Raw genomic sequence first — 23,549 nt, 5'->3', positions numbered from 1 at the left:
ACGACGCGGTGGGTTCATCAGTTTTTAGCCCAACAGTAGCGGCGTCAGGGTGCGCAACCCTCACGCTCTTCTTGCTTGGCTTTCGCGGCAAGCACCTCCGCTCGTATTCCTTGTCGAAAGAAAAACAGCATGAGCATTGCAACTATCAAGAAGACTGGGAAAATCATCAACTGCGTCGCATTCAGGCCCAAATAAATCGGTTTTTCTTCCACGACTTCAAATAGCCGACGATGCAAGTAGACGTAGTACCCATCGTTATTGTCCACGTAATCTTCGGCTTCTCGCCATGCCTCTTCGTCACCTGGCTTAAGCGTTGTTTGTTTTGTTTTGAGATTCCACTGGTATGTCCAGGTTGCCCCCGCCTCATCCCACTCGCCGCCGGTCTCGAATTTAATAAAGTCATTTTCGAACTCAAGCGAACTGGGCTTTTTGATTGGGGCGGGAACATTGCGCATCACGATCTTATGGACGTTGTGCATCGGAGCGTTTACGCGAGATTGCCCTTCAAGCACCTCATCGTCATCAAATTCATAAAGCTCGTCCGAAATAGCGTAGCCATAATGGTTCAGTTTGTTCCAAAGTTCCTTTTCTTCAAACCCCTCGCGCGGCAACGTGTAGCGCTGGACGAGCTGAAAAACATTGGCGTCCAGATCATCCTCAATGATCATTACCTCTGAGTGCGTGGCTCCGGGAAACCGTTTGGCGTACCACTTTTCATATTGCTTGCGCCGGTCTTCCATGTCCTCGCCGTCATAGCGCCAGCGCATGTTGTCCGCTTCGACACCCCGCCATGTGTCTGTAACATTGAGTACGGCGGCAATCGGGCCTTCATCCAAGAACACATATTCCTGTACAGCCTCTCGGGCCGGTTCATTAGAAAGATTCGTTACGACTTCAACAAGTCCGGTGCTGTCCTCTGCCAGTGGCAGGCCCCAGGCAAAATCCTTCAATGGGATCGCCCGACCTACGCCGCCTTGCAGTAGATCGGTTGCATCAACAAACCAGTCACCTTGCGGATCGCGAACACGTACTATGGCGTGATCAAAGATAAACGGTGAAGGTAACATGCGCGGCAAAGCAGGCCCGATGTCGTGGTCGACGAGAACGACATCGGCCTCAATCTGCAAATAGGCCAGCATGGAAATCAGAAGAAGCGCCTTGTCTTTGCAATCGCCATATGCGCTCAGCCAGACTTCGTCGGGGGATCGAGGTATCCAGCCGCCTTCACCAATTGAAACGCTGAAATACCGGACCCGGTCCTGTACCAAACGCAAAGCTTGCGTCGCGCGCCATTGCGGATCTTCGGACTGCTCCAGCATTTCATCAAGCAGTTTGATCAGGTCACCGGGCAATAAGTCCGGTCTGGGTTTGTAGTCGCCGGTTAGTCCCTGAACGATCTGAAACCAATCCTGAAAGGTCGAGAGCTGCAACCCATCGTTGGAGACATCCCAATCATCCGCAGAGCGTGTGTTTCTGTCATCTTCTTCAGCCTTTTCCAAGGACCAACTCAAGATCGTCCTGCCGGCAGCCTCTTCGCGCTGAACATCGAACTCATCCGTATGGTTCAGCTCGAAACGCGTTGCAGCGGGCAAGTCAATGGACGTGCGCCTCTTTTCCCAACCCCAGTCTCTGAGCCCGTCTGATCGATAGTGAAACTGGTTTGGGAAAACGGGTGTGGTGGCAGTGATCGACCAGATCATTTCGACGGTGTCACCAACACGAAGATCCGCGATCTGACCGAAATACTCGATGTCGCCCAGCATCACACCTGAGCTGAGCTCTGGTTCGCGCCGGAGTTCTTCGAACGGCAAGTCGAGTTGATCTATCACTAAACCATCTCGGTGGATCTGCAATCGATGAAGAGTGGCACGCTCAAAATTCGGGTCCACCAGCAATTGGACCTCGCCATAAAGTTCCAGAGTTGAACGATCATGCACGGCAAAGAAGCTCTGCCTGACTCTTTGATATCCGTTGTTTTCGACTCGGATTTTTTCGTCGTGAATTGGGAGACTTACAGATGTATCAGCATGCAATGCCGCTTCTCGATCCCGCTGCGAAACCTCCTCGTGCCACTCAGGTAGGTTTTTGTCGCGTAGCAATTCTGCTGATGCAGGTTTGGCTCCAGCCAAATTAAACAAGCCCAGTATGACAAGAAAGACGATGACCCAAATTGCAATGTTGGCGAATGTGGATTGCCACCACTTCTTTTTCTCAACTTTCGGCGCAGCCGTTCGTTTGTTGTCTGACCATGGACCCGGCCCCTGAGACACTCTGTAGGCGGAAAGAAGATTTACCGCGGTGGGTATTTCTGGAACAACATGCAACTGATCATCCTTCGTTTCGACAATGGTCAGGTCATTTTCAATATGAACGGCACGAACCGCAGACCAATCGAGGCGCAATCGTTTACCTTCGCGCCAGATTTCAATGGCCGCCTTGTCGCAACTCACTGCCGTCGGCCCCCAATCGAAGCCTCGTAAAAGCCCGTGACGGTAATAGTGAAGATGGCGCAGTTTTGGCAGATAGGGCCAATCATTTACCGCTGCTGTGGTCATCGCGACAAACAGCAATATGACACCGATTTGATTAAACAACGGAAAACCCGCATCCAATGACTTCCCGGTCAACAAAACAATAAAGAGAAAAATAGAGAGACCCGAAATCCATGCATACGCCAAATAGTTGAAGACTGAGTCCAACCAGGCGGGACAGGGTGTCCCCAGTTTTTTGGATAGCCCTTCCAAGGCATGAAAGGCTGCGGTCGCGGATATATACTGGTGTTTGGCTTCTATCGGAGCGTTTTTTGGGTCAAAACCGCTGGAATTCTTCGCCCTGCTTTCCTCTTTCACCTTCTTCACGAGCTCTCTAGCGTCTTCATCCGAAGGCATTGGAAGAAAAAACAATCCGTAGCTCGCTCTTTTCCAGATCACAAACCGCCCAACGTGAATTGGTTTTGATACATGTGAAAAATGCCAAGCCTCTGTCTGGTGGGCTTCAAATGCTTCGACGTAGTCTTTCTTGACAGTGTACTGCGTTTTGCCACCATGGAGTTCAGCCGCCCTGAGAATTACAGTCGCGCGGCCCCTCCAAACCGCCCATAGACTTCCAGCACTCAATGCGTGTGACCGCGCGAGAAAAAAACAAAATAGACCAAGCGGGATTGGAGCCCAGAGTTTGGCTCCAGCGGTGCTCAGGTCAAGCCCGGAATTCCAGGCCGCGACAAAGCCCCCCAGAAGCTCGGCTAGAAATATTACTGCCAGACATCCCACCGCTATTGCCAATAGAAGAAACTGCTTGAACCCTCTTCGCGCATCTAGCCGACACCGCTCAGAACGAACTTCGCTCGTCAGTTCGGTTTCAAGGGTCAGTATTGACGAATTGCTTGGTGCTGGCACCAGCTCCGAATGAATCGCGTTCACAATAGTATTTCCCAACAAATTCAATACTCGCCAAAAGATTGAACATTCATGGCAAAAATATGGTTCTGGTGTAGTGTCAGGCGTTGTTTTGACCTCTTGCAGCCCGCCATCAATTGCGGTTTCTCTCTCCACTCCAATTTGGTTGATCGCCGTAAAAATATAGAGCCAGCTGAAGTTCGCCCCCCCTTTTTCAGTTCCCGGTCGGTAACGTGGAAGGCGCGGACTCAGACAGTACGCATTCGTGCGTCGAGCGGCGAAGCTGTATGGAGAGCCCATTTCGACCAATGCTGTGCACTGTAAGAACGACATTTATTGGTGAAATCGAACGTAATCGCTTTGTGAAGGCTCAATGATCGACCGTACGGGAGTTTGCCGCTAGTTGCGACTGGCGTGACTGTACGCACCGTTGCATGCAGTCAACAACGCGGTTCCGAGCATCGCCCAAATGCTGACCCGCGCACCGACTACGACGAACCTGATGCCAACGCTTATGCCACGCTAACCACACCATCAAAGTTGAGTTAATGGAAACAGCCGAATTACTGATGAACAACGTGAACGTTCGTGTTGAGGTACATGTTATTCCGATGCAGGATACGGATCGCTTCGGCGGCTTTACGGAAGCCTTTGCCCGTTCGTAGGAAGGTGCATCGAAGGATCACATACAGCCGCGTGGCTCCACCCATCCGTTCTTCAAACCGCGAGCTTTCGACCAAAACGTCGAGATTGTGCAGGGATCAACGTGTGATCCATGCCGTCGTCGCGAATGAAATTTTGGTGGCCCGCAGGCGCTCTATCAAACGGCACAATTGAAAGCACCAAGCCCCGGCCCTTAGGTTCCAGCGAGTTTAGGAAAAGGCTAGGTTTGTATTTGCGACCATTGGTCAAGGTTGGAACCAAGCATAGAAGTATACAGTACCTGCAAATTTCCACGGTGGCACCTTGAAACCTCCGCAACAAATGTATACCGGTGCATACAAATACGATCGAGCGAATTGCCCCACGCCTCTCAACAGCAGCAGATTCACACAAAGCGGAAACAGCCATGAGCCAGTATTCAGATTACTTGGATGAAATTGAAACGCGCAAAGAACAAGGGCTTAGCCCAAAACCCATCGACGATGGTGCGCTGGTCGAGGAAATCATCGAACAAATCAAGGATACCGGTCATCCGCATCGTGCAGATTCGTTGCACTACCTGATTTACAACACGTTGCCTGGCACAACCAGTGCTGCGGGTGCGAAGGCAACGTTCCTGAAGTCCGTCATCGTCGGCGAGGTAACTGTTGAGGAAATCTCGCCCGAATTCGCGTTCGAACTGCTGTCCCACATGAAGGGCGGACCTTCGGTTGACGTGCTTCTGGATGTTGCACTGGGCGACAAGCAAGACATAGCGGTTCAGGCGGGCGAGGTTCTGAAAACTCAGGTCTTTCTGTATGAGGCGGACACGGACCGTCTGAAAGCTGCCTATGAGGCGGGCAACAAGATCGCTGCGGATCTCCTTGAGAGCTACTCCAAGGCTGAATTTTTCACCAAGCTGCCTGATGTGGACGAGGAAATCCAAGTTGTCACATATATTGCAGCCGAGGGTGACATCTCCACTGACCTTCTGTCGCCGGGTAATCAGGCGCATTCGCGTTCCGACCGCGAGTTGCATGGCAAATGCCTGATTTCCGAGGCCGCACAAAAAGAGATTGAAGCGCTGAAGCTGCAGCACCCCGACAAGCGCGTGATGCTGGTTGCGGAAAAAGGCACTATGGGTGTTGGTTCGTCGCGGATGTCGGGTGTCAACAACGTGGCGCTTTGGACCGGCAAGCAAGCCAGCCCGTACGTACCTTTCGTCAATTTTGCACCGGTCGTGGCCGGCACAAACGGCATTTCGCCCATCTTTTTGACAACCGTGGGCGTTACCGGTGGTATTGGTGTCGACCTGAAGAACTGGGTCAAGAAAGTGGACGAGGATGGCAAGGCGATCCTCAACAACGATGGCAACCCGATTCTGGAACAGCGCTATTCGGTTGAGACCGGCACCGTGCTGACCATCAACACGAAAAAGAAAAAGCTCTATAGCGCGGATGGCAGTGAAGAATTGGTCGACATGGCCGGCTCATTCACCCCGCAAAAGATGGAGTTCATGAAAGCCGGCGGCTCTTATGCCATCGTTTTTGGCAAAAAACTGCAGACATTTGCATGTGAGACACTGGGCATCGAGCTGAAATCGGCCTTCGCCCCGGCGAAGGAAGTCAGCCATGAAGGTCAGGGACTGACGGCCGTCGAAAAGATCTTTAATGCCAATGCGCGCGGTGCGACCCCGGGCAAAGTGTTACATGCCGGCTCTGACGTGCGCGCCAAAGTCAATATCGTGGGCTCTCAGGACACCACCGGTCTGATGACCAGTCAGGAGCTTGAGGCTATGGCTGCCACCGTCCTGTCACCCAGTGTCGATGGTGCCTATCAGTCCGGCTGTCACACAGCTTCGGTCTGGGACCTCAAGGCGCAGGCCAACACCCCGCGCCTGATGGCGTTCATGCACAAATTCGGCCTGATTACTGCGCGTGATCCCAAGGACGTGTACCACGCGATGACAGACGTCATTCACAAGGTGCTCAACGACATCACCGTGGATGACTGGGCCATCATCATCGGCGGCGACAGCCATACGCGGATGTCCAAAGGCGTGGCCTTTGGTGCGGACTCGGGCACGGTTGCACTGGCGCTGGCCACGGGTGAGGCGACAATGCCTATCCCGGAATCCGTCAAGGTGACGTTCAAGGGCGAAATGGCACCGCACATGGATTTCCGTGACGTGGTGCACGCGACGCAAGCTCAGATGCTGGCGCAGCACGGCGACAACGTTTTCCAGGGCCGGATCATCGAAGTTCATATAGGTACGCTGCTGGCGGATCAGGCCTTTACCTTCACCGACTGGACGGCCGAGATGAAGGCCAAAGCGTCGATCTGTATCTCGAACGACGATACGCTGATTGAATCGCTGGAAATCGCCAAGTCGCGGATCAAGATCATGATCGAGAAAGGCATGGATAACGATGTTCAGATGCTGCAGGGCCTGATCGACATCGCGGACAAACGTATCGACGAAATTCGCTCGGGTGAAAAACCGGCCCTGCGCCCTGATGACAACGCCAAATACTTTGCCGAAGTCGTCGTGGATCTGGATCAGATCGTCGAACCGATGATCGCCGACCCGGATGTGAACAATGCCGATGTGTCCAAGCGTTATACCCACGACACGATCCGCCCGATCTCGTACTACGCTGCTGAAAAGAAGGTTGATCTGGGCTTTGTGGGCTCCTGCATGGTGCACAAGGGCGACATCAAGATCGTGGCCCAGATGTTGCGTAATCTCGAAGACGAGTATGGCAAAGTCGAATTCAAGGCCCCGCTTGTTGTTGCTGCACCGACGTACAACATCGTTGATGAGCTGAAGGAAGAAGGTGATTGGGCAATTCTGCAGAAGTATTCGGGCTTTGAATTCGATGACCTGTTCCCCAAGCAAACCGCTCGGACCGAGTACGAGAATATCCTCTATCTTGAGCGCCCGGGCTGTAACCTTTGCATGGGCAACCAGGAAAAAGCAGCCAAAGGCGACACCGTTCTGGCAACGTCCACCCGTCTGTTCCAAGGCCGTGTTGTAGCGGACAGTGAGACAAAGAAGGGTGAATCCCTTCTGGGTTCAACCCCGGTTGTTGTTCTGTCAGCCATTCTGGGTCGTACGCCGACGCTGGAGGAATATAAGGTCGCGGTCGAAGGCATCGACCTGACCAAGTTTGCACCACCGATGGAAGTTCCCGGTACTGCCCGCTCGGTGCATTTCTAATACAATAGCGGGCTCGGCGAATGTTGCCGCGCCCGCTTTACCCCAAACTGCCCGACGCTTGGTAAAAACGGCGCATTACAATGGGGGTCAGGTACATCGGGATCTGATAGGCCCCGATGAACACCAAAAGTGGCGCCGTTACCTCGGGTGGCAACGCAATCAGGAAAATCGCGACATTCCGGTTTCCGGCGACAATGGACAAAGCGGTGGCTTTGTCGGCAGCCACTCGGTTGCGTGTCAGAAAATACATCACCAGTTGCGCGCCGAAATTGGCCAGACATGCGAACCCCACCCAAAAGGCCGCAAGCCCGGGATCAACAAGCGCAGTCGCGGTCACCGACGGCATCAAGCCGATCACAAAGACAGCGAGGGTGATCGTTGCCAACCCTTCAAGATTTTTGAGGGTAGTTTGTGACGGGTTTCTCAGAAACGCGAGGCGCAACAACACGGCTGCAACAGTCGCCCCCGCAATTGTCAAAAACAGGCGCAAGACGGTGATCAGAACGGATTGAAAGTCTCCCAACTCGGGCATCAGAACGAAGATGGGAAACACCGTCAGCGGCAATACGGCGGTCCCTATCACCATCAGGCGCATAGCGTGCTCCGCCGGATGTCCCATCATCAGGCACATGTTGGCACTTCCCGAGATGGACGGAGCCGCGGCCATGATCAGCAGAGACAAAAAGACCGGCGTACCGGTCCACCCACCGATTATGCCAATAGTCACAACTAGTAGCGGTAAAACCAGCTGGAATGCGATCACTGTGTTTGCCACCTGGCGTAAATCGACCAAGGAACCCAACAACAAAGCAGGCTCAATTCTAAGGACCGTCAGAAACAGCAGTAGTGCGACAAGCGGCGGCAATACTGCCCGCATCGGCTCGGCCAGCGCGGGCAGCAGCAATCCGGCGGCCAGCCCTGCGACCAAAACATAAGGACCGTTACGCGCCGCCAGATGAAGTGGGTTCAAAGCCCCCTACCCGCCCGGGCTTTGCCTTAGGTTTTCCGGCAGCCAGGTGGCCAGATCCGGAAACCAGATCAAGACGAAGACCATCACCACCATGATCAGGAACATAGGGATTGCCGCGCGGGCGATATAGCTCATCTCATGGTTCGTCATGCCTTGCATCACGAACAGGTTGAAGCCGATTGGTGGTGTGATCTGCGCCATTTCAACGACAACCACGATAAAGATACCGAACCAGATCAAATCGATACCCGCGTCCCGGATCATCGGTTCCACCACGGCCATGGTCAATACAACCGAGGAAATGCCGTCAAGAAAACAGCCCAGAATGATGTAGAAGACCAGCAGAACCATCAGCAACTCAAACCGCGTCAGCTCCCACCCGGCGATTAGATCAGCCAGGCCGCGCGGCAGACCCGTGAAACCCATGGACAGCGATAGGAACGCAGCCCCTGCCAAGATCAGAGCGATCATCGCACTGGTCCGGGTGGCACCCATCAGGCTTTCAGTGAATGTTTTCCAAGTCAGGGACCCCTGCCCTGCGGCCAGCAACAGACCACCGATCACGCCAAAGGCGGCGGCTTCGGTTGCAGTGGCATAGCCCAGATACATTGACCCGATCACCACCATGATCAGCAGGATTACCGGCAGCAAAAAGCGTGAGTTCTTGAGTTTTTCAGAAAAGCTCAGCTTATTTTCGCTGTTTGGGTTCCAGTCTTTCCCGAATTTCGAATAAATTGCGACGTATCCCATGAACATCGTCGCAAGCACCAATCCGGGCAGAATGCCTGCAAAGAACAGCTTGGTGATCGATTCATTGATAGTCACACCATAGACGATCAACGTCAAAGAGGGCGGGATCATCAGGCCCAGTGTCGCAGCGCCGGTCAGCGTACCAATTATCATCCGTTCGGGGTAGTTGCGTTTCCTCAGTTCCGGGATCGACATTTTACCCACAGTCGTCAGGGTGGCGGCTGACGACCCAGAAACAGCGGCAAACACCGTGCAGCCGACAATGTTGGTGTGCACCAAACCACCGGGCAAAGGTGCCATCCAAGGCGAAAGTCCCTTGAACATATCCTCGGATAATCGCGTTCGATACAGGATTTCGCCCATCCAGATGAACATCGGCAGCGCGGTCAGTGTCCATGACGATGAGGCCGACCAGATGGTCGTGATCATCACGTCTCCGACAGGGCGTGTCGTGAAAAGCTCCATCCCGACCCACGCGACGCCCATAAGGGCAAGGCCAACCCAGACACCGGTGCCAAGCAGAGTGAAAAGAACAAAGAGGAAGAGGATGATGACTGATACGTTTTCCATGCTCTCACTCCCCGTGGCTCTGATCGGCCAGATCACGGACGATGCGGTGATCGCCCTTAAAAACGACGTGGATCAGATGATCGGTCAGGGCGATTGCAAGGATGACTGCGCCAATCAGCATTGTTGACTGCGGAATCCAAAGCGCGGTTTTGTCCTGTCCCTGGCTAACATCGTTGAATTTCCAGCTCCAGTAAACAAAGCGGTAGGCGTACCAGCAAAAGTACCACATTACCGCCGCGCCCACTGTAAAACACCATATTTCAAGGATGCGGCGCACCCGGTCGGGGACCGCATTCAGCAGGATCGACACGCGAATGTGGCTGCCTCGGTTCAGCGCATTGGCAAAGGCCAGAAAGGACGCGGCAGCCATGGCATAGCCCGCATAGTCGGGCGCGCCCGGGAAAACCTCTCCGGTCCAGCGGGCCAGCATTTGCACAACGATCAGCACCAAAATAGCAATCAGGCTAAGTGCTGCCAGAACCCCTGCTGCCTGATAAATGAAATCCAATACGGACCTGAGCCCTCGTAGTGCCGCCATGCTGTCCCCACTATTAGTTATTCTATGGAAACGGGCGGCAGGTTGATCCGCCGCCCATCTTTGGCCAATTACTGAGACGAATTGAACGCATCGACGATGGCCTTGCCTTCGTCGCCTGCGGCTTCAAGCCACTCATTGGTCATAGTGACACCGATCTCTTTCAACTCGTTGGTCATCTGCTCGGACGCCGGACCGACTGTCATGCCGCCGTCACGTAGGCCTTGCAGGGTAAATCCGGTGTATTCCTTGGCGCGCCAATTGCCGGCATATTCAGCAAGCTCTGCACAGCCCTTGATGACGTTCTTGTTGGCATCAGAAACACCAGCCCAGATGTCTGAGTTGACCATGACGTAGTTGCGTGGCAGCCACGCGTCCACTTCGTAGAAATAATTCAGGCTTTCCCATACTTTGCGGTCATACCCGGTCGAACCCGACGACACCATCGAGTCCGCGACACCAGTGGCAAAAGCCTGGCTGATTTCAGCGGCTTCGATTGTCACAGGCAGCATGCCGGTCAGTTCCGCCAAACGCGACGTGGCATTGTTGTAAGACCGGAACTTGATGCCTTCCATGTCGGCGACCGAGTTCACCTCGTCTTTAAAGTACAGTCCTTGCGGCGGCCATGGCACGGCGTAAAGCAACGTCAGGTTCTGTTCGGCCAGCAGACTTTCAATCGAAGGTCTTGCGGCCTCCCAAAGCTTGGCGCTGTCATCGAATGACGTTGCCAGGAATGGGATTGAGTCGAACCCAAACAGCGCGTTTTCATTCTGGTGACCGGACAACAGACGCTCGCCAATCGGTGCTTGACCGGTCTGAATGGCACGTTTGATGTCGGCGCCTTTGAACAGCGACCCGGACGGATGCGTGACGATTTCAACCTCGCCCCCGGTGCCTGTGGTCACGCATTTGGCAAATTCGGCACCCGTGGCCGAGTGGAAGTTCGATGCCGAATACGCCATCGGCATATCCCATTTCTCGGCCATCGCCGGTGCGGTTGCTGCGGCTGTCAAAGCGGTTGCCGCCAGAAGGCTTGTCAATTTCTTCATCTTTTTCTCCCTGTTTAATTTTGTTTTGCCGGCTTGTGTTACCGGACATTTCTTAAGTCGCGTAGCGAGACGGCGCATAGACGCTCATGTCTGCGTTTGGGGTCCTGCCCGCGATCATCTGCGCCAGCAGACGTCCTGTTTTTGGCCCGCCTGTCAGACCGATATGATGGTGGCCAAACCCCATAAATGCTCCGTCAATTCCCGGCACTTCGCCGATGATCGGGATCGAGTCTGCCGGTGCGGGTCGGTGCCCCATCCATTCTACTTCGTCCTTCCATGTCACGCCCGGAAAGGCCGCCCGGGCATTCTTGCGCATCAGTTCGAACGGCGCCCTCGAAGGCGGCGCGTCCAGCCCGCCGAATTCGACAATCCCGGCCAGCCGAATGCGGCCATCCATCGGCGTGGCGACGAACTTGCCCGAAGCAACCATAACCGGACTTTTTGGCATCGCGGAAGGTTCCACCAATTCAAGATGATAACCACGTTCTGTCTCCAGAGGAACAGAAACGCCCAATTTGCTGGCCAAAGGCCCGGACCAGACGCCCGCAGTGACAATGGCAGTGTCACAAGCAATTGTCTCACCAGCGGTGCGCACGCCGGTGACCTTGCCGTTATCGTGTACGACATCTTCAACAGCAGCACGGATGACCCTGCCGCCGTTGGCCTCGACATGTGCGGCGAGGTCTTTCACGTACCGCCCAGGATCGGTGATGTGTCCGTGATCAGAAAGTTTGGCAGCAAACCCGATATCTTTGCTGTAGATCGGGTCGTAGGCGTGGAATGCGGCCCCCTCTAGTTCTTCCCATTTGAAACCGAGCTTGCGCCGAACACCCCAACCAAAGGCATCGCCTTCGAAATGCTTGCGGTTTTCGTAGAGGAACAGGTAGTCGGATGGCACAATCCATTTCTCGGCGGCCGTACCCTGAGCCAGGGCCTGATGATCGTTCAGGCTGTCTCCGACTATGGGGGTTAGTGCGGCCGCGATACGTTCGACGTCATCTGCGTTTGCGTGTTTCAGATAGCGCGTCAACCACGGCAACAGCTTGGGTACATAGCCCCATTTCATGAACAAAGGCTGCGACGGGTCAAACAGCATCCTGGGCGCTTTTTTCAAAAGCCCCGGCACCGTGACCGGAATAATCGAGCAAGAGGCCAGCACACCCCCATTGCCATGCGAGGTGCCCTCTCCGGGGCCGGCCTTGTCGATCAGGATGACGTTATGTCCGTCACGTTGCAGCCAGACGGCGGTCGAGACACCAACGATACCAGCACCGATAATGGCAATGGTCTTTTTCTCGCTCATGCCGCCACCGCTTTGGAAACAGCATAGTGGTTCAGCTTTGCCTCGTCCGGCTTCCCTCCAAGACCCGGTGTGTCAGGGACTATGACCTGGCCCCTTTTCACCTCGAAAGGCTCCTCAAGAATGTCTTCTGCCAAGAAATAAGAGGCCTGATAAAACTCGCAGCCCAGCGTGACTTCCGGTGTGGCGGCGATCATGTGAGTGCCTGCCAAATGTGCCAGACCTGCCTCGAACATATCTCCGCCATAAGCACTCAGGCCGTGTGCGGCGGCCATGCGAGCGACCGTTTGCCCGCGCGTCAATCCTCCGGATTTCATGATTTTGACCGAGACACCGTCGCAGATCCCTTCCCTTGCAGCGCGTTCCATATCCTCGGGGCCAAAGACGCTTTCATCAGCGAGTAGCGGCACATCCGTCATTTGCCGCAGCTTCGCCATCATGCCGTAATGATGTGCGCGGACCGGTTGTTCGATGAAATCCGGATCAAACTGCGCGACGTCCCGCACCTGTGCTGGTGCGTCCTCAATCGACAGACCCTGATTATAGTCCACACGCACCGAGAACTGTGGGTAGTGCTTCGCCAAATACTCGAGCCGCATGATATCGAAAGCATGGTCCTTGAACCCAGTCTTCAACTTCACGATCCTCACGCCGTCGTCCTGCAAACGGATCAAGAGATCGGTATCCTGAGCAAAATCAGGGTTGGCGACAGAGCAACTGAGCGGGATCGCGTCGCGGCATTTGCCCCCCAGCAGCGCCCAGACCGGAACGGCGCTGATCCTGCCCGTCAAATCAAGTAGAGCAGCTTCCAGTGCCGCTTTAGCCTCGGTGCAATGCGCAACCGCATATGCAGCACGCGCCATGATAGCGGCTCTGTCAGCAACCCTCGCCCCCATCACCAACGGACGCAGATACCTATTCAATGCAGCGTAAGTTGCTTCGGGCGTTCCGGTGAATACGGACCAGGGTGAGGCTTCGCCGTATCCCTGGCTGCCATCCTCGGACGTCAGGCGCAGGACAACGACCTCGCACACACCTTCGACAGATCCGATACCGTGGTCCCGGCGAGATGTGACGGGCAGTTCAAGATGCCACAGGTCGTAACCTATGATTTGTTGTGTCAGATCGCCCATTCGTTCTCCCCAGCGATAGGCGGAAGCCTGCCTTGACCGGCATATCATTTCAAATACTATGTTTTCGTAAGTCCATCATAAGAAATGATAGGGTAAGCTATGTCTCTGCGCTTTCGTCAGTTGCAGGCGTTCCACGCCATCATGGAAACGGGTACCGTAACTGGGGCCGCGTCGGTTCTGGGAATCTCGCAACCGGGTATCAGCAATCTGTTGGCCCAGCTGGAACGCGAGGCCCGGCTGCCCTTGTTCGAACGCAACAAAGGACGTCTTTTGCCGACGCCAGAGGCAGAGCTTTTGTATCGAGAGGTCGATACCGTGGTCCGCGGGCTGGACCATGTCGCGCAGGCCGTATCGGACCTGCAGAACAAGCATCCCGGGCAATTGCAGGTTGCTGCTCCCCATCTTCTTTCATTTGGTTTCATGCCGCGAGAGATTGCCCGTTTTGCCAAATCGCGCCCCAATCTGTCCGTCAGCTTTCAGTCTCAGTATTCTTCGAAAATACAGGAGTGGGTAACCTCGGGCTTGTTCGAGATCGGCATCGTCGAGATGCCAATACTCCATGACACGCTGAACTTTCAGGTCTTCCAATTTGAAACGATGGCTACGTTCCCCGAGGGTAGCCATTTGGCGACCTATGACGTTCTGACACCAGAGCTGTTGGAGAATGAGCCGTTCATCGTCATGGGCCCCGAACACCAAACCCATCGCAGAACCCGTGACATTTTTCAGACTGCAGAGCGTACCTGGCAGACGCGAATACACACGCATTTGTCGGAAAACCTGCTGAGCTTTGTCAAACAGGGTATGGGCGTCGCGATGATTGATCCGTTCACAGTGACCTTCGATGAAGAGGGCGGATATCAAACCCGCCCTTTCACACCGGCAGTCACGCTGGATCTTGCAATAATCACCGCCAAAGGACGCCCTTTATCGATGATTGCGCAAGAGTTTCTGGCCCAACTGACCCCGTCCATCGCGTCCTATGCCACCCATTCCGACACCGGTGCCGCAGCTTCGTGAAGCTGTTGTGAGTGAATGTCGACCAGCGTTGGGCCATCATACTCGACAGCCTGCTTCAACACTTTGCGCAAATCGTCCGGGTCCTTCACCGTCCACGATTTGACCCCAAACGCCGAAGCAACAGCGGCGTGATCGGTCCGATTGAAGTCGACGTTGTAGTAACGCTGCCCAAAGCCTGCATCCTGACCCGCTTTGATCCAGCCAAATACCGAGTTCGAGAATACGATCGAGGTAATCGGCATCTTGTGCCGCACCATCGTTTCAAACTCACCGCAAGTGAATCCAAACGACCCATCCCCCATAACGGACAGTGTCTTGACCGATGGCCTACCCACATGCGCCCCCATGGCGGCACCCAATGAATATCCTAGCGCGCCATGCGCCCGGTTGGTGATGAAGTGCCGCCCCGGTTTGCGCCAGCGGTAATGGGCGCTGAAGTAGGGGCATGGGGTGCCCGGATCGGCGACGACAATCGCATCATCGTCCAGAATGTCTGCAAGAGCCGCCATAACGGCTTCGGGCCGGATCGGAGTTTCGCGACTTGCTGCGAGCGGAGCGAACGCTTGCAACTTGGCCTCCCAGGCGGCACGGGCTTGGGCCGCTCCGCCAAAGTCTGGCAGATCGTGCCGCGTCTCAAGCGACCGCGCCAAAGCCTCTAACGCCAAACGGGCATCGGCACAAATGGCGACTTCGGTCTGATAATTTGCACCGATCACCATCGGGTCGCTGTCTATATGGATGATGGTGGCATCCCGCCCGGGGCTGCGCCAGCGTTCGGTCGTGACCGACCCCGCGCGGCATCCGACAAATATGACCACATCGGCCTGATTCACAATGGCGCGCGTGGCCGGAACACCACCGTTCGAGCCAACGACGCCCAAGGCCAGCGGGTCCGTTTCGGCAATGGAGCCCTGACCGGAAACTGTTGTGGCAACTGGGATATCCAACAGGTTGGCAACACGGTGCAATGCCTCTTCGGCCCCGGACAGAACCGGCCCGCCGCCGCAAACGATAACTGCTGATTTGGCTTTGGCCAGGATATCCGCGGCCGCTTCAATGGCATCCAGATCCGGTCCAGCCCGTTCGGCGGGATAGCTGCGGTGGCGTGCATCTGCCCAAACCTCAGCTTCGTCCACTGGCCCTTTTTGCGTATCAAAGGGCAGAGCCAGATGTGTGGCGCCCGGTGTTCCGGTCGTCATTGCACGAAACGCAGCCCTCACCATCGCAGGCAAACGAGAGGCGTCGTCCAGTGACGCGTTCCACTTTGCCAACGGCTTGAACAGTGCAGCCTGATCCAATTCGGTCAACGGGTATTTCCCGCGGCTTGTGGTTGCCACGTCAGAGGTGATCGCCAGAATGGGAACCGAGCTTTCGCTGGCCTCAATCACCCCCGGCAGTATGTAAGTCGCTCCGCCTCCGGACGGGCCTTCGCAGACGCCCGGCTTGCCAGTGACGCGTGCGTATCCATCCGCCATATAGGCCGCGTGACGTTCATCCCGGGTCAGTATGTGCTGAATACCATGATCCATCCGCGCTAACGCGTCATAGAAGGGCAGCGTTGTATCACCGCACAGGCCGAACATGTGTTTCACGCCGTGTGCTTCCAACATGCGCACCATTGCTTCGGCTCCTGTCAGATAATTCGTCCCGGTCATGGCTGGGTTTCCTTTGATTTCATTCTGCACACAGAACTGTATACAGTTTTGTATATTGATTTCAAGAACGACCTGTGGCACGCCTTGGAAAACGAAAAAGGCAGTACTTATGGCGGGTCCACGCGTTGACGACATCTATGAACAGGTAAAGGCGATGGCCGTCTCGTTTCGCCTGCGGCCGGGTGATCGATTGAATGAAGTGGCACTATCGAAAGAATTGGGTGTCAGCCGAACCCCCCTGCGCGAAGCTTTAAACCGATTGGTGGCGGAGCGCTTATTCGACTTTCGCCCCGGTCAGGGCTTTTTCTGCCGCCCGCTCGACGCCCAGAGCGTGTTTGATCTGTTCGAATTGCGCCAAATCATCGAATCTGCTGCCGCGCGCAGTGCCTGCGAAAAAGCGTCAGACGCTGACCTTCAATCACTTCGCAATGAACTTTACGCCACCGGCATCGACATCACCGGCCTGACCGTCGAAGAAGCCGTCGGCAAGGACGAGGCCTTTCATCTGGGCATTGCCAGGCTATCGGGCAACTGCGAACTGGTGCAAACCCTGACCCGGATCAACGAACGCATCCGATATATCCGCTGGGTTTCCATGAGCTTGGATCGGGTTCAACGCTCGAAAGATGAACATAAACGGGTCATGCAGGCCTTGCTGGATCGCGACGCGGATGAGGCCGCGCGCGTACTGGGTGCCCATATTTCCAAACGAATGGATCAGGTGCAGGACGCCGTGCGCCACGGGATATCCAGCATCTACATGGAACGGTCCGAAGACATCTCGGCCCGCATTATCGAGGAGGCGCACGGATGATCGCCCAAGGTGGTAAATCCATTTACGGAGCGTCGGTGGGCATACTGATGCTGGACGCCCAATTCCCACGCATCCCCGGTGATATGGGAAATGCGCTGACATGGCCTTTTCCGGTGCTCTATCGCATTGTTCGGGATGCCTCGCCGGACCTGGTCGTTCGGCACCGGGCCGAGGGCATGTTGGACGCGTTCATTGATGCCGCGCGAGAACTGGTCAAGGACGGCGCAGACGGCATTACTACCAATTGCGGGTTTCTGTCCCTGTTTCAGAAAGAGCTGTCCGAGGCTGTACCGGTTCCGGTTGTGACCTCATCTTTGATGCAGGTGCAGATGGTGAACGGTATCCTTCCGGCCGGAAAACGCGCAGGGGTTCTGACCATTTCCGCCTCCACTTTGACCCGTGAACATCTGCGCACCGCTCAGGTTCCGGACGATACACCTATCGGTTCCACCGAAGGCGGGCGCGAATTTACCCGTGCGATACTGGGGAACGAACTTAGCCTGGATGTCGACAAGGCCCGTGCCGATAACGTTGATGCCGCGCTTGCGTTGCAGTCTGAAAATCCGAACCTTGGCGCGATCGTGCTGGAATGCACGAATATGTGCCCATACGCGGCAGATATTCAGCGCGCAACCGGTTTGCCCGTCTTTTCCATTGTGACATTGGTCAGTTGGTTTCAAGCCGGACTTGTGCCGCCGCGCTTTCCCAATCCCTAAAGGGCGCGGCGGTCAGGCCTAAGGTCTCTTTTGCCCACCAATTCGTGCATTGCGCTTACCGGAAAAAGACCGTAAGCGTCCCGCCCGCCGGTCGCAGCCTACCCGGTTATCAAAACAAGGACTGAAAACATGAAAACTACATTGGTCTGCTCCGGCGGACTGGATTCCGTGTCGCTTGCCCATGTGCTGGCCGCGGAAGGAAACCTCTCGCGGCTTGTGTCTTTCGACTATGGCCAACGCCACACCAAAGAACTGACCTTCGCTGCCCTCTGCGCGCAGAGGCTGGACGTGCCCCATCACGTTATTGACCTGCGTTCTGTCGGCGCGTCGCTGACGGGCTCGGCCTTAACCGACGACGTGGACGTGCCTGACGGGCATTACGCGGAAGAGACGATGAAGGTCACGGTTGTCCCCAACCGTAATGCGATCATGCTGACCATCGCTTATGGTGTGGCAGCAGCGCAGGGGGATGATGCGGTTGCTACTGCTGTGCATGGCGGCGACCATTTCATCTATCCCGATTGCCGCCCGGCATTCACAGATGCGTTTGACACCATGCAGCGCGCGGCGTTGGACGGCTACGCGGATGTGGTGCTGCATGTGCCATTCGTGCACCGCAGCAAAGCCGATATTGTCCGCGAAGGCGCGCGCGTGGACACCCCGTTCGATCAGACGTGGTCCTGCTACAAAGGCGGCGATTTGCATTGTGGCCGATGCGGAACATGTGTTGAACGGCGCGAGGCGTTCGAGCTGGCCGGAGTGCCCGATCCAACCAAGTACGACGACGCCGAGTTCTGGAAATCTGCCATCGCAGGAGCAAGTGTCTGATGTACCGGATTACTAAGGAGTTCCACTTTTCCGCCTCACATCAGTTGACCCACTTGGCCGATGATCACCAATGTGCCCGGATGCACGGCCATAACTATATTGTCGTGGTCGAATTGGCCGGGCGCGATTTGAATACGGATGGGTTCGTGCGGGACTACCACGAACTGAAACCGCTTAAGACCTATATCGACGATGAATTCGACCACCGGCACCTGAACAATGTGCTGAACGTCGTATCGACCGCAGAGAACCTTGCGCGGCACTTCTTTGACTGGTGCGCGGTCCGCTGGCCCGAAACCGCAGCGGTGAAAGTGTCCGAAACGCCCAAGACATGGGCCGAGTATCGCCCATGACCCTTAGAATATCTGAAATATTCGGCCCCACGGTACAGGGCGAAGGCGCGCTGATCGGTCAGCCGACGGTATTTGTACGCTCGGGCGGGTGCGATTTCCGGTGCAGCTGGTGCGACAGCCTCCATGCTGTCGACAGCGCCCATCGCCACGATTGGGCAGCAATGGACACGCAGGCCGTCTGGTCCGAGGTTCAGCGTTTGTCAGGCGGGCGGCCTCTGACTGTTTCCCTGTCTGGCGGCAATCCTGCCATTCAGGATTTTGGCCCTTTGATCCAGCAAGGCAAAGCGGAAGGCTATACCTTTGCATGCGAAACCCAAGGGTCAATCGCAAAGCCGTGGTTTGCCGACCTTGCTATGCTGGTTCTCAGCCCGAAACCACCCAGCAGTGGGGAGGATATGGATTGGACGGCGTTTGACGCCTGCCTCAACGTGCGCCCTGCGCAGACTGTCCTCAAGATCGTGATCTTTGACGACACGGATTTCAGCTGGGCACGCAGCGTAGCCGACCGGTATCCGGATCTTCCGCTGTACCTTCAACCCGGTAACCCGGAAACCGATCCGGCCAGCCCGGTTGATTTGACCAATGCCACCGGCCGTATGGAATGGCTGATCGACAAGACTTTGAATGCCGGTTGGTTCGCGCCTCGCATTCTGCCCCAGCTACACGTGCTGATCTGGGGCAACAAACGCGGCGTCTGACCGCAGGAGAGATAACATGACCGATAGTATCTACAGCAACCTCACCCAGTTGGGCGGAGACACCAAAATGCCAGCCAGCCCGGAAGAGGCGGTTCTGGAACGCGTGCAGAACCCACAGGCTGATGTGGATTACAACGTGCGCTTTACCGCGCCCGAGTTCACCTCGCTTTGCCCGATGACAGGCCAGCCGGATTTTGCCCATCTGGTGATAGATTACGTACCCGATCAATGGTTGGTGGAAAGCAAAGCGCTCAAGTTGTTTCTGGGCTCGTTCCGCAATCATGGCGCCTTTCACGAAGATTGCACCATCTCGATTGCCCGCCGGCTGCAAGAGTTTCTGGAGCCAAGGTGGCTGCGTATCGGAGGCTATTGGTATCCGCGCGGGGGCATTCCGATCGACGTGTTCTGGCAAACTGGCCCAATGCCCGAAGGCGTCTGGATCCCGGATCAGGGTGTTCCGCCTTACCGCGGGCGTGGCTGACCCCGATGATTTGAGAGGCGTGAAGGCCCCAGCCTGACAAGCAATCAAAGGGCCCCCACGCGCCGGTTCGAAACATGACGTTTTGGCAGTGGTAGTAATTTTGTTTCGCTCAAGCTTGCGGTTTTGAAACATCATGACAATCCAACATTGATGGGTTAGATGTTTTTTTAATGTAAGAACAAATTCCTGGTGACGATTGTGGAACAGGTGGCCTTCAATTTTGAGATGGGTGTCGTTTGCGCCCTTCTTGCCTTCACCGTATTTCTCTTTGTATCCGAAATCGTCAGGATTGACCTTTCTGCCATACTTGTTCTGGTCATTATCGGCCTCCTCAGTTACGCGCCCGGGCTCGAAAAACTAGCTGACGTGCCGCACCTGTTTGATGGATTTGCATCCAATGCGGTGATTTCCATTATAGCAGTCATGATCGTTGGCGCGGGGCTCGACAAGACCGGCATAATGAACAAAGTCGCCGCTGTTATTCTGAAATATGGCGGAACGTCCGAGAAACGCGTGCTGCCGATTATTTCGGGCACCGTAGGGGTCATTTCCTCGTTCATGCAGAACGTTGGAGCCGCCGCGCTGTTTCTTCCGGTCGTCAGCCGAATATCTTCCCGATCAGGCATCCCATTGTCGCGCTTGCTGATGCCCATGGGGTTCTGCGCCATCCTTGGTGGCACAATGACGATGGTCGGATCTTCGCCTCTTATCCTGCTGAACGACCTGATCCAGTCGGCCAACAACGGCCTGCCCGAAGGTCAGAAAATGGAGCAGTTCGGCCTTTTCTCTGTGACGCCGATAGGGATTGTTCTGATCCTGACCGGCATCGCCTACTTTCTGCTGCTGGGTCGGTGGGTTTTGCCGGGTGATGAGGGATCGGAAAACACCGGGACCGGACAGGGAACGCAAGAGTATCTGCAACGTGTCTACGGCCTGAAAGCCGATGTTTTCGAAGTAATCGTTCCAGCCGAAAGCCCTTTGGTCGGGCAGATTTTGGCCGACATAAACCACGAAAATCACCTGTACATCATTTCGACATTCTATCGTGGAAAAACCTCAATGGTTCAGGTCCTGACGGCCGAAATTGCCGCGCCTTGCCGATTGGCGATCATCGGCAGGCGCTGGGTCGTAGAGGAGTTCGCGCAGAAGTACGGGCTGACCGTCCTGCCGACGTTGGACATCTTTGTCGAAGAATTCGCACCAACCAACGCAGGCATCGCTGAAGTTGTCATAACACCCGACAGCAAGCTGATCGGGAAATGCCCACGCGAGCTATTGTTCCGCAAGACATACGGCATGTCGTTGCTTGCCATCCATCGCGGCGAGGAAACGCTCAGCCATGTTGAATCCGAAACGCACGAGTCTACTCAAATCGGACTTGAGGAGTTTCACGCAGGCGACATGTTGGTCGCCCATACCCGCTGGGACAACCTGATGCGGATCAAGCGCGACCCCGATTTTGTGGTGGTGACCACCGACTTCCCCCAAGACGAGCTTCGCCCGCAAAAGGTCGGTTGGGCGCTGGCGTTTTTTGCCATTTCCCTGTCGATGATCCTGTTCACCGACATTCGGCTCTCTCTCTGCCTTTTGACGGGAGCCGCGGGAATGATGTTGTCTCGAGTGCTGAGCGTTGACGAAGCCTACCGGGCCGTTGGGTGGAATACAGTCTTTCTGCTCGCATGTCTTATTCCATTAGGTCAGGCCGTTCAGAATACCGGCACGGCAGCGTGGATCGCGCAGCAAATCATGATCATTCTGGATGGATGGCCGACCTGGTCCCTTCAGGCAGGCGTTGCGGTTCTGGCTACGGCGTTTTCGTTGGTGATGTCCAATGTCGGCGCCACCGTTCTGCTAGTGCCATTGGCCGTTTCAATTGCAGTGGCAGCAGGCGGAAATCCGGCTGTATTTGCCCTGACAGTTGCCATATCAACATCGAACAGCTTCATAATCCCAACCCATCAGGTAAACGCCCTGATCATGGGTCCTGCAGGGTACAAAGTTATGGACTTTGTACGCTCAGGTGGGGTCATGACCATACTGTTTCTTGTTGTGTCACTCCTTATGCTCAATTTGCTGTACTGATCGTTTCGATAAACAGGAATTGCTACATGATTACAAGATCTTACATCTGCAAGCTAACGCTCTCTGAATGCGCGTTCCATCGTCATCTGCACCGGCTTTAACAGGTAGGAAAGCAGGGTCTGTTCGCCGGTCGTCATTTCCGCAACAACGGTCATCCCAGCTTGAAGTGGACGCTCCCACGGGCCCGTGCCAACCTTGGCTTCGGTCAGTTTAAACGAGGCCCTGAAATAGGTTTCACCGGTTTGTTCATCCGTCAGAGGCACAGGATAGATGGATTGCAGGCGTCCTTCGACCTTACCGAAACGTCGGGCATCGAATGTGTCTACGCTTACTGAAACCGGCTGTTCCAACTCAACATGGCCGACCTCGGAATTTGCGATACGTGCTTCTACGACCAAAGCGCGACGGGTCGGCAAAATCTCAAAAATCACTTCGCCCGGCGCGATGACTTCCCCTGGGTTAGGATATGTTATCGCCTGAATAATTCCACGTGCTGGGGCAGAAATACGCAGTGCCGACAATTTTGAGTTTACGACGTCCAGCGATATCTCCAACTCCACGCGCTTTTGCTCAAGTTCGGCCCATCGAGTTAGCACCTCATCTCGCAACGCCAGGGTTTCTTCAACTTTGGCTGCACGGGCCAGCATCAATGCGCTCTGGGCTTCGGCAAGGCGCACCCGGGCGTCCGATGCAGCCGCGCGAACCGCGTCCACTTCATCCTCTTCCTCAAGGAAATCGCTCAGGGATTTTAGACCCTGCGTCCGCAGCTGCGCATATCTCTCCAGAATCTCCTCTTTCTTTCGAACGCGGGCCTGAGCGAACTGCGTGGCCCGTGTCAGGATATCCAATGTCCCCTCTTGCTGCTTGATCGTGGCCAGCTGAATGCGTTGGCCTTCAGCATAAAGGTCCAACCTTGCCGCTGCAGAAATCAGGCCCTTGCCTTTGAGCGCATCAATTTCCGCCTTGTCAGGCACAGCTTCGCGATCCAATACCGCCAGTACAGCGGACGCTGTGGCCAAGTCTCGCTGAACCGCAGCAAGCTGGCCCGACGTGACGTCTCTTTCCCGCGTCAGATCCGGGTGATGCAGTTCAACCAGTAAATCCCCCGCCTCAACCAACTGGCCTTCGCGGACATGAACAGCCCGGACAATGCCGCCAGGCATCGTTTCGATTTGTGGATACGCGCCAACTGGCAGGATCGTCCCTGGGGCGCGGGTTACCTGGGGAACAGTAGTTTGCCCTGCCAGAACCACCAAGCATCCAACCATGGCCGAAACCGCAAGCGAGAGGAAGGCCGCAAATCTAGGCCGCCGCATTCGGCGCCTCCAATTTGCACGT

General features: G+C 55.4%; 18 protein-coding genes. 9 read left to right on the top strand and 9 right to left on the bottom strand.

What is annotated here, in order from left to right; all coding sequences use genetic code 11:
* Nucleotides 1-44: 44 nt before the first annotated feature.
* The gene (locus AC2FFH_RS10400; RefSeq protein WP_496844364.1) at nt 45-3,728 is read right to left on the bottom strand and encodes a DUF3857 domain-containing transglutaminase family protein; all 3,684 of its coding nucleotides are present in this window, start codon (nt 3,726-3,728) and stop codon (nt 45-47) included.
* A gap of 736 nt (nt 3,729-4,464) precedes the next feature.
* On the opposite strand from AC2FFH_RS10400, the gene AC2FFH_RS10395 reads away from it, so the two are divergent.
* Nucleotides 4,465-7,257 carry a bifunctional aconitate hydratase 2/2-methylisocitrate dehydratase gene (locus AC2FFH_RS10395; RefSeq protein ID WP_496766490.1) on the top strand — a complete coding sequence of 931 codons (2,793 nt, stop codon included), beginning with the start codon at nt 4,465-4,467 and terminating at the stop codon, nt 7,255-7,257.
* A 37-nt stretch (nt 7,258-7,294) separates the two neighbouring features.
* Here the strand turns inward: AC2FFH_RS10395 and AC2FFH_RS10390 are convergent, their stop codons facing one another.
* From AC2FFH_RS10390 to AC2FFH_RS10365, 6 genes are all read right to left on the bottom strand, one after another.
* On the bottom strand, nt 7,295-8,227 hold the full coding sequence (locus AC2FFH_RS10390) for a hypothetical protein (RefSeq protein WP_496766488.1): 933 nt from the start codon (nt 8,225-8,227) through the stop codon (nt 7,295-7,297).
* A gap of 6 nt (nt 8,228-8,233) precedes the next feature.
* Nucleotides 8,234-9,547, bottom strand: coding sequence for a TRAP transporter large permease (locus AC2FFH_RS10385; RefSeq protein ID WP_496724643.1), 1,314 nt, complete (start codon nt 9,545-9,547; stop codon nt 8,234-8,236).
* A 4-nt stretch (nt 9,548-9,551) separates the two neighbouring features.
* On the bottom strand, nt 9,552-10,085 hold the full coding sequence (locus AC2FFH_RS10380; protein ID WP_496734651.1) for a TRAP transporter small permease: 534 nt from the start codon (nt 10,083-10,085) through the stop codon (nt 9,552-9,554).
* Nucleotides 10,086-10,153: 68 nt separating this feature from the next.
* On the bottom strand, nt 10,154-11,131 hold the full coding sequence (locus tag AC2FFH_RS10375; RefSeq protein ID WP_496766486.1) for a TRAP transporter substrate-binding protein: 978 nt from the start codon (nt 11,129-11,131) through the stop codon (nt 10,154-10,156).
* 52 nt (nt 11,132-11,183) lie between these two features.
* Nucleotides 11,184-12,434 (bottom strand): NAD(P)/FAD-dependent oxidoreductase, encoded by a 1,251-nt coding sequence (locus AC2FFH_RS10370; RefSeq protein WP_496766484.1) that lies wholly within the window; start codon nt 12,432-12,434, stop codon nt 11,184-11,186.
* Nucleotides 12,431-13,564, bottom strand: coding sequence for an enolase C-terminal domain-like protein (locus AC2FFH_RS10365; RefSeq protein WP_496766482.1), 1,134 nt, complete (start codon nt 13,562-13,564; stop codon nt 12,431-12,433). Before AC2FFH_RS10365 ends, AC2FFH_RS10370 begins: the two co-directional genes overlap by 4 nt.
* Before the next feature lie 99 nt (nt 13,565-13,663).
* Between AC2FFH_RS10365 and AC2FFH_RS10360 the strand changes: the two genes are divergently transcribed.
* A complete protein-coding gene (locus AC2FFH_RS10360) occupies nt 13,664-14,584 on the top strand; it encodes a LysR family transcriptional regulator (protein ID WP_496844363.1) in 921 nt (306 codons plus the stop codon).
* Here AC2FFH_RS10360 and AC2FFH_RS10355 read toward each other — a convergent pair.
* On the bottom strand, nt 14,545-16,239 hold the full coding sequence (locus AC2FFH_RS10355; RefSeq protein WP_496766475.1) for a thiamine pyrophosphate-binding protein: 1,695 nt from the start codon (nt 16,237-16,239) through the stop codon (nt 14,545-14,547). The genes AC2FFH_RS10360 and AC2FFH_RS10355 overlap by 40 nt on opposite strands.
* 109 nt (nt 16,240-16,348) lie before the next feature.
* Here AC2FFH_RS10355 and AC2FFH_RS10350 point away from each other — a divergent pair, with 109 nt between their 5' ends.
* The 7 genes from AC2FFH_RS10350 (at nt 16,349) to AC2FFH_RS10320 (ending at nt 22,211) form a co-directional block, all read left to right on the top strand.
* Nucleotides 16,349-17,053, top strand: a complete 705-nt coding sequence (locus tag AC2FFH_RS10350) for a GntR family transcriptional regulator (RefSeq protein ID WP_496844362.1) — start codon at nt 16,349-16,351, stop codon at nt 17,051-17,053.
* Nucleotides 17,050-17,769, top strand: a complete 720-nt coding sequence (locus tag AC2FFH_RS10345) for an aspartate/glutamate racemase family protein (RefSeq protein ID WP_496766471.1) — start codon at nt 17,050-17,052, stop codon at nt 17,767-17,769. The genes AC2FFH_RS10350 and AC2FFH_RS10345 overlap by 4 nt, the downstream gene beginning before the upstream one ends.
* Nucleotides 17,770-17,898: 129 nt before the next feature.
* Nucleotides 17,899-18,597 (top strand): 7-cyano-7-deazaguanine synthase QueC, encoded by a 699-nt coding sequence (queC, locus tag AC2FFH_RS10340; protein WP_496766469.1) that lies wholly within the window; start codon nt 17,899-17,901, stop codon nt 18,595-18,597.
* The gene (gene queD / locus AC2FFH_RS10335) at nt 18,597-18,950 is read left to right on the top strand and encodes a 6-carboxytetrahydropterin synthase QueD (protein WP_496766467.1); all 354 of its coding nucleotides are present in this window, start codon (nt 18,597-18,599) and stop codon (nt 18,948-18,950) included. The genes queC and queD overlap by 1 nt, the downstream gene beginning before the upstream one ends.
* Nucleotides 18,947-19,648: a 7-carboxy-7-deazaguanine synthase QueE gene (queE, locus tag AC2FFH_RS10330; protein ID WP_496766465.1), complete on the top strand. Its 702-nt coding sequence runs from the start codon at nt 18,947-18,949 to the stop codon at nt 19,646-19,648. The genes queD and queE overlap by 4 nt, the downstream gene beginning before the upstream one ends.
* Nucleotides 19,649-19,664: 16 nt before the next feature.
* Entirely contained in the window at nt 19,665-20,129 is a 465-nt protein-coding gene (gene queF / locus AC2FFH_RS10325; RefSeq protein WP_496724662.1) for a preQ(1) synthase, read from the top strand.
* Between the two features lie 225 nt (nt 20,130-20,354).
* The gene (locus tag AC2FFH_RS10320; RefSeq protein WP_496725210.1) at nt 20,355-22,211 is read left to right on the top strand and encodes an SLC13 family permease; all 1,857 of its coding nucleotides are present in this window, start codon (nt 20,355-20,357) and stop codon (nt 22,209-22,211) included.
* A 53-nt stretch (nt 22,212-22,264) separates the two neighbouring features.
* Here the strand turns inward: AC2FFH_RS10320 and AC2FFH_RS10315 are convergent, their stop codons facing one another.
* The gene (locus tag AC2FFH_RS10315; RefSeq protein WP_496844361.1) at nt 22,265-23,527 is read right to left on the bottom strand and encodes an HlyD family type I secretion periplasmic adaptor subunit; all 1,263 of its coding nucleotides are present in this window, start codon (nt 23,525-23,527) and stop codon (nt 22,265-22,267) included.
* Between the last annotated feature and the right edge of the window lie 22 nt (nt 23,528-23,549).

The organism is Ruegeria sp. YTSC003, assembly GCF_059609785.1.
Note: the sequence above shows the minus strand (reverse complement) of the source record. Positions and strands in the feature narration are given on the sequence as shown.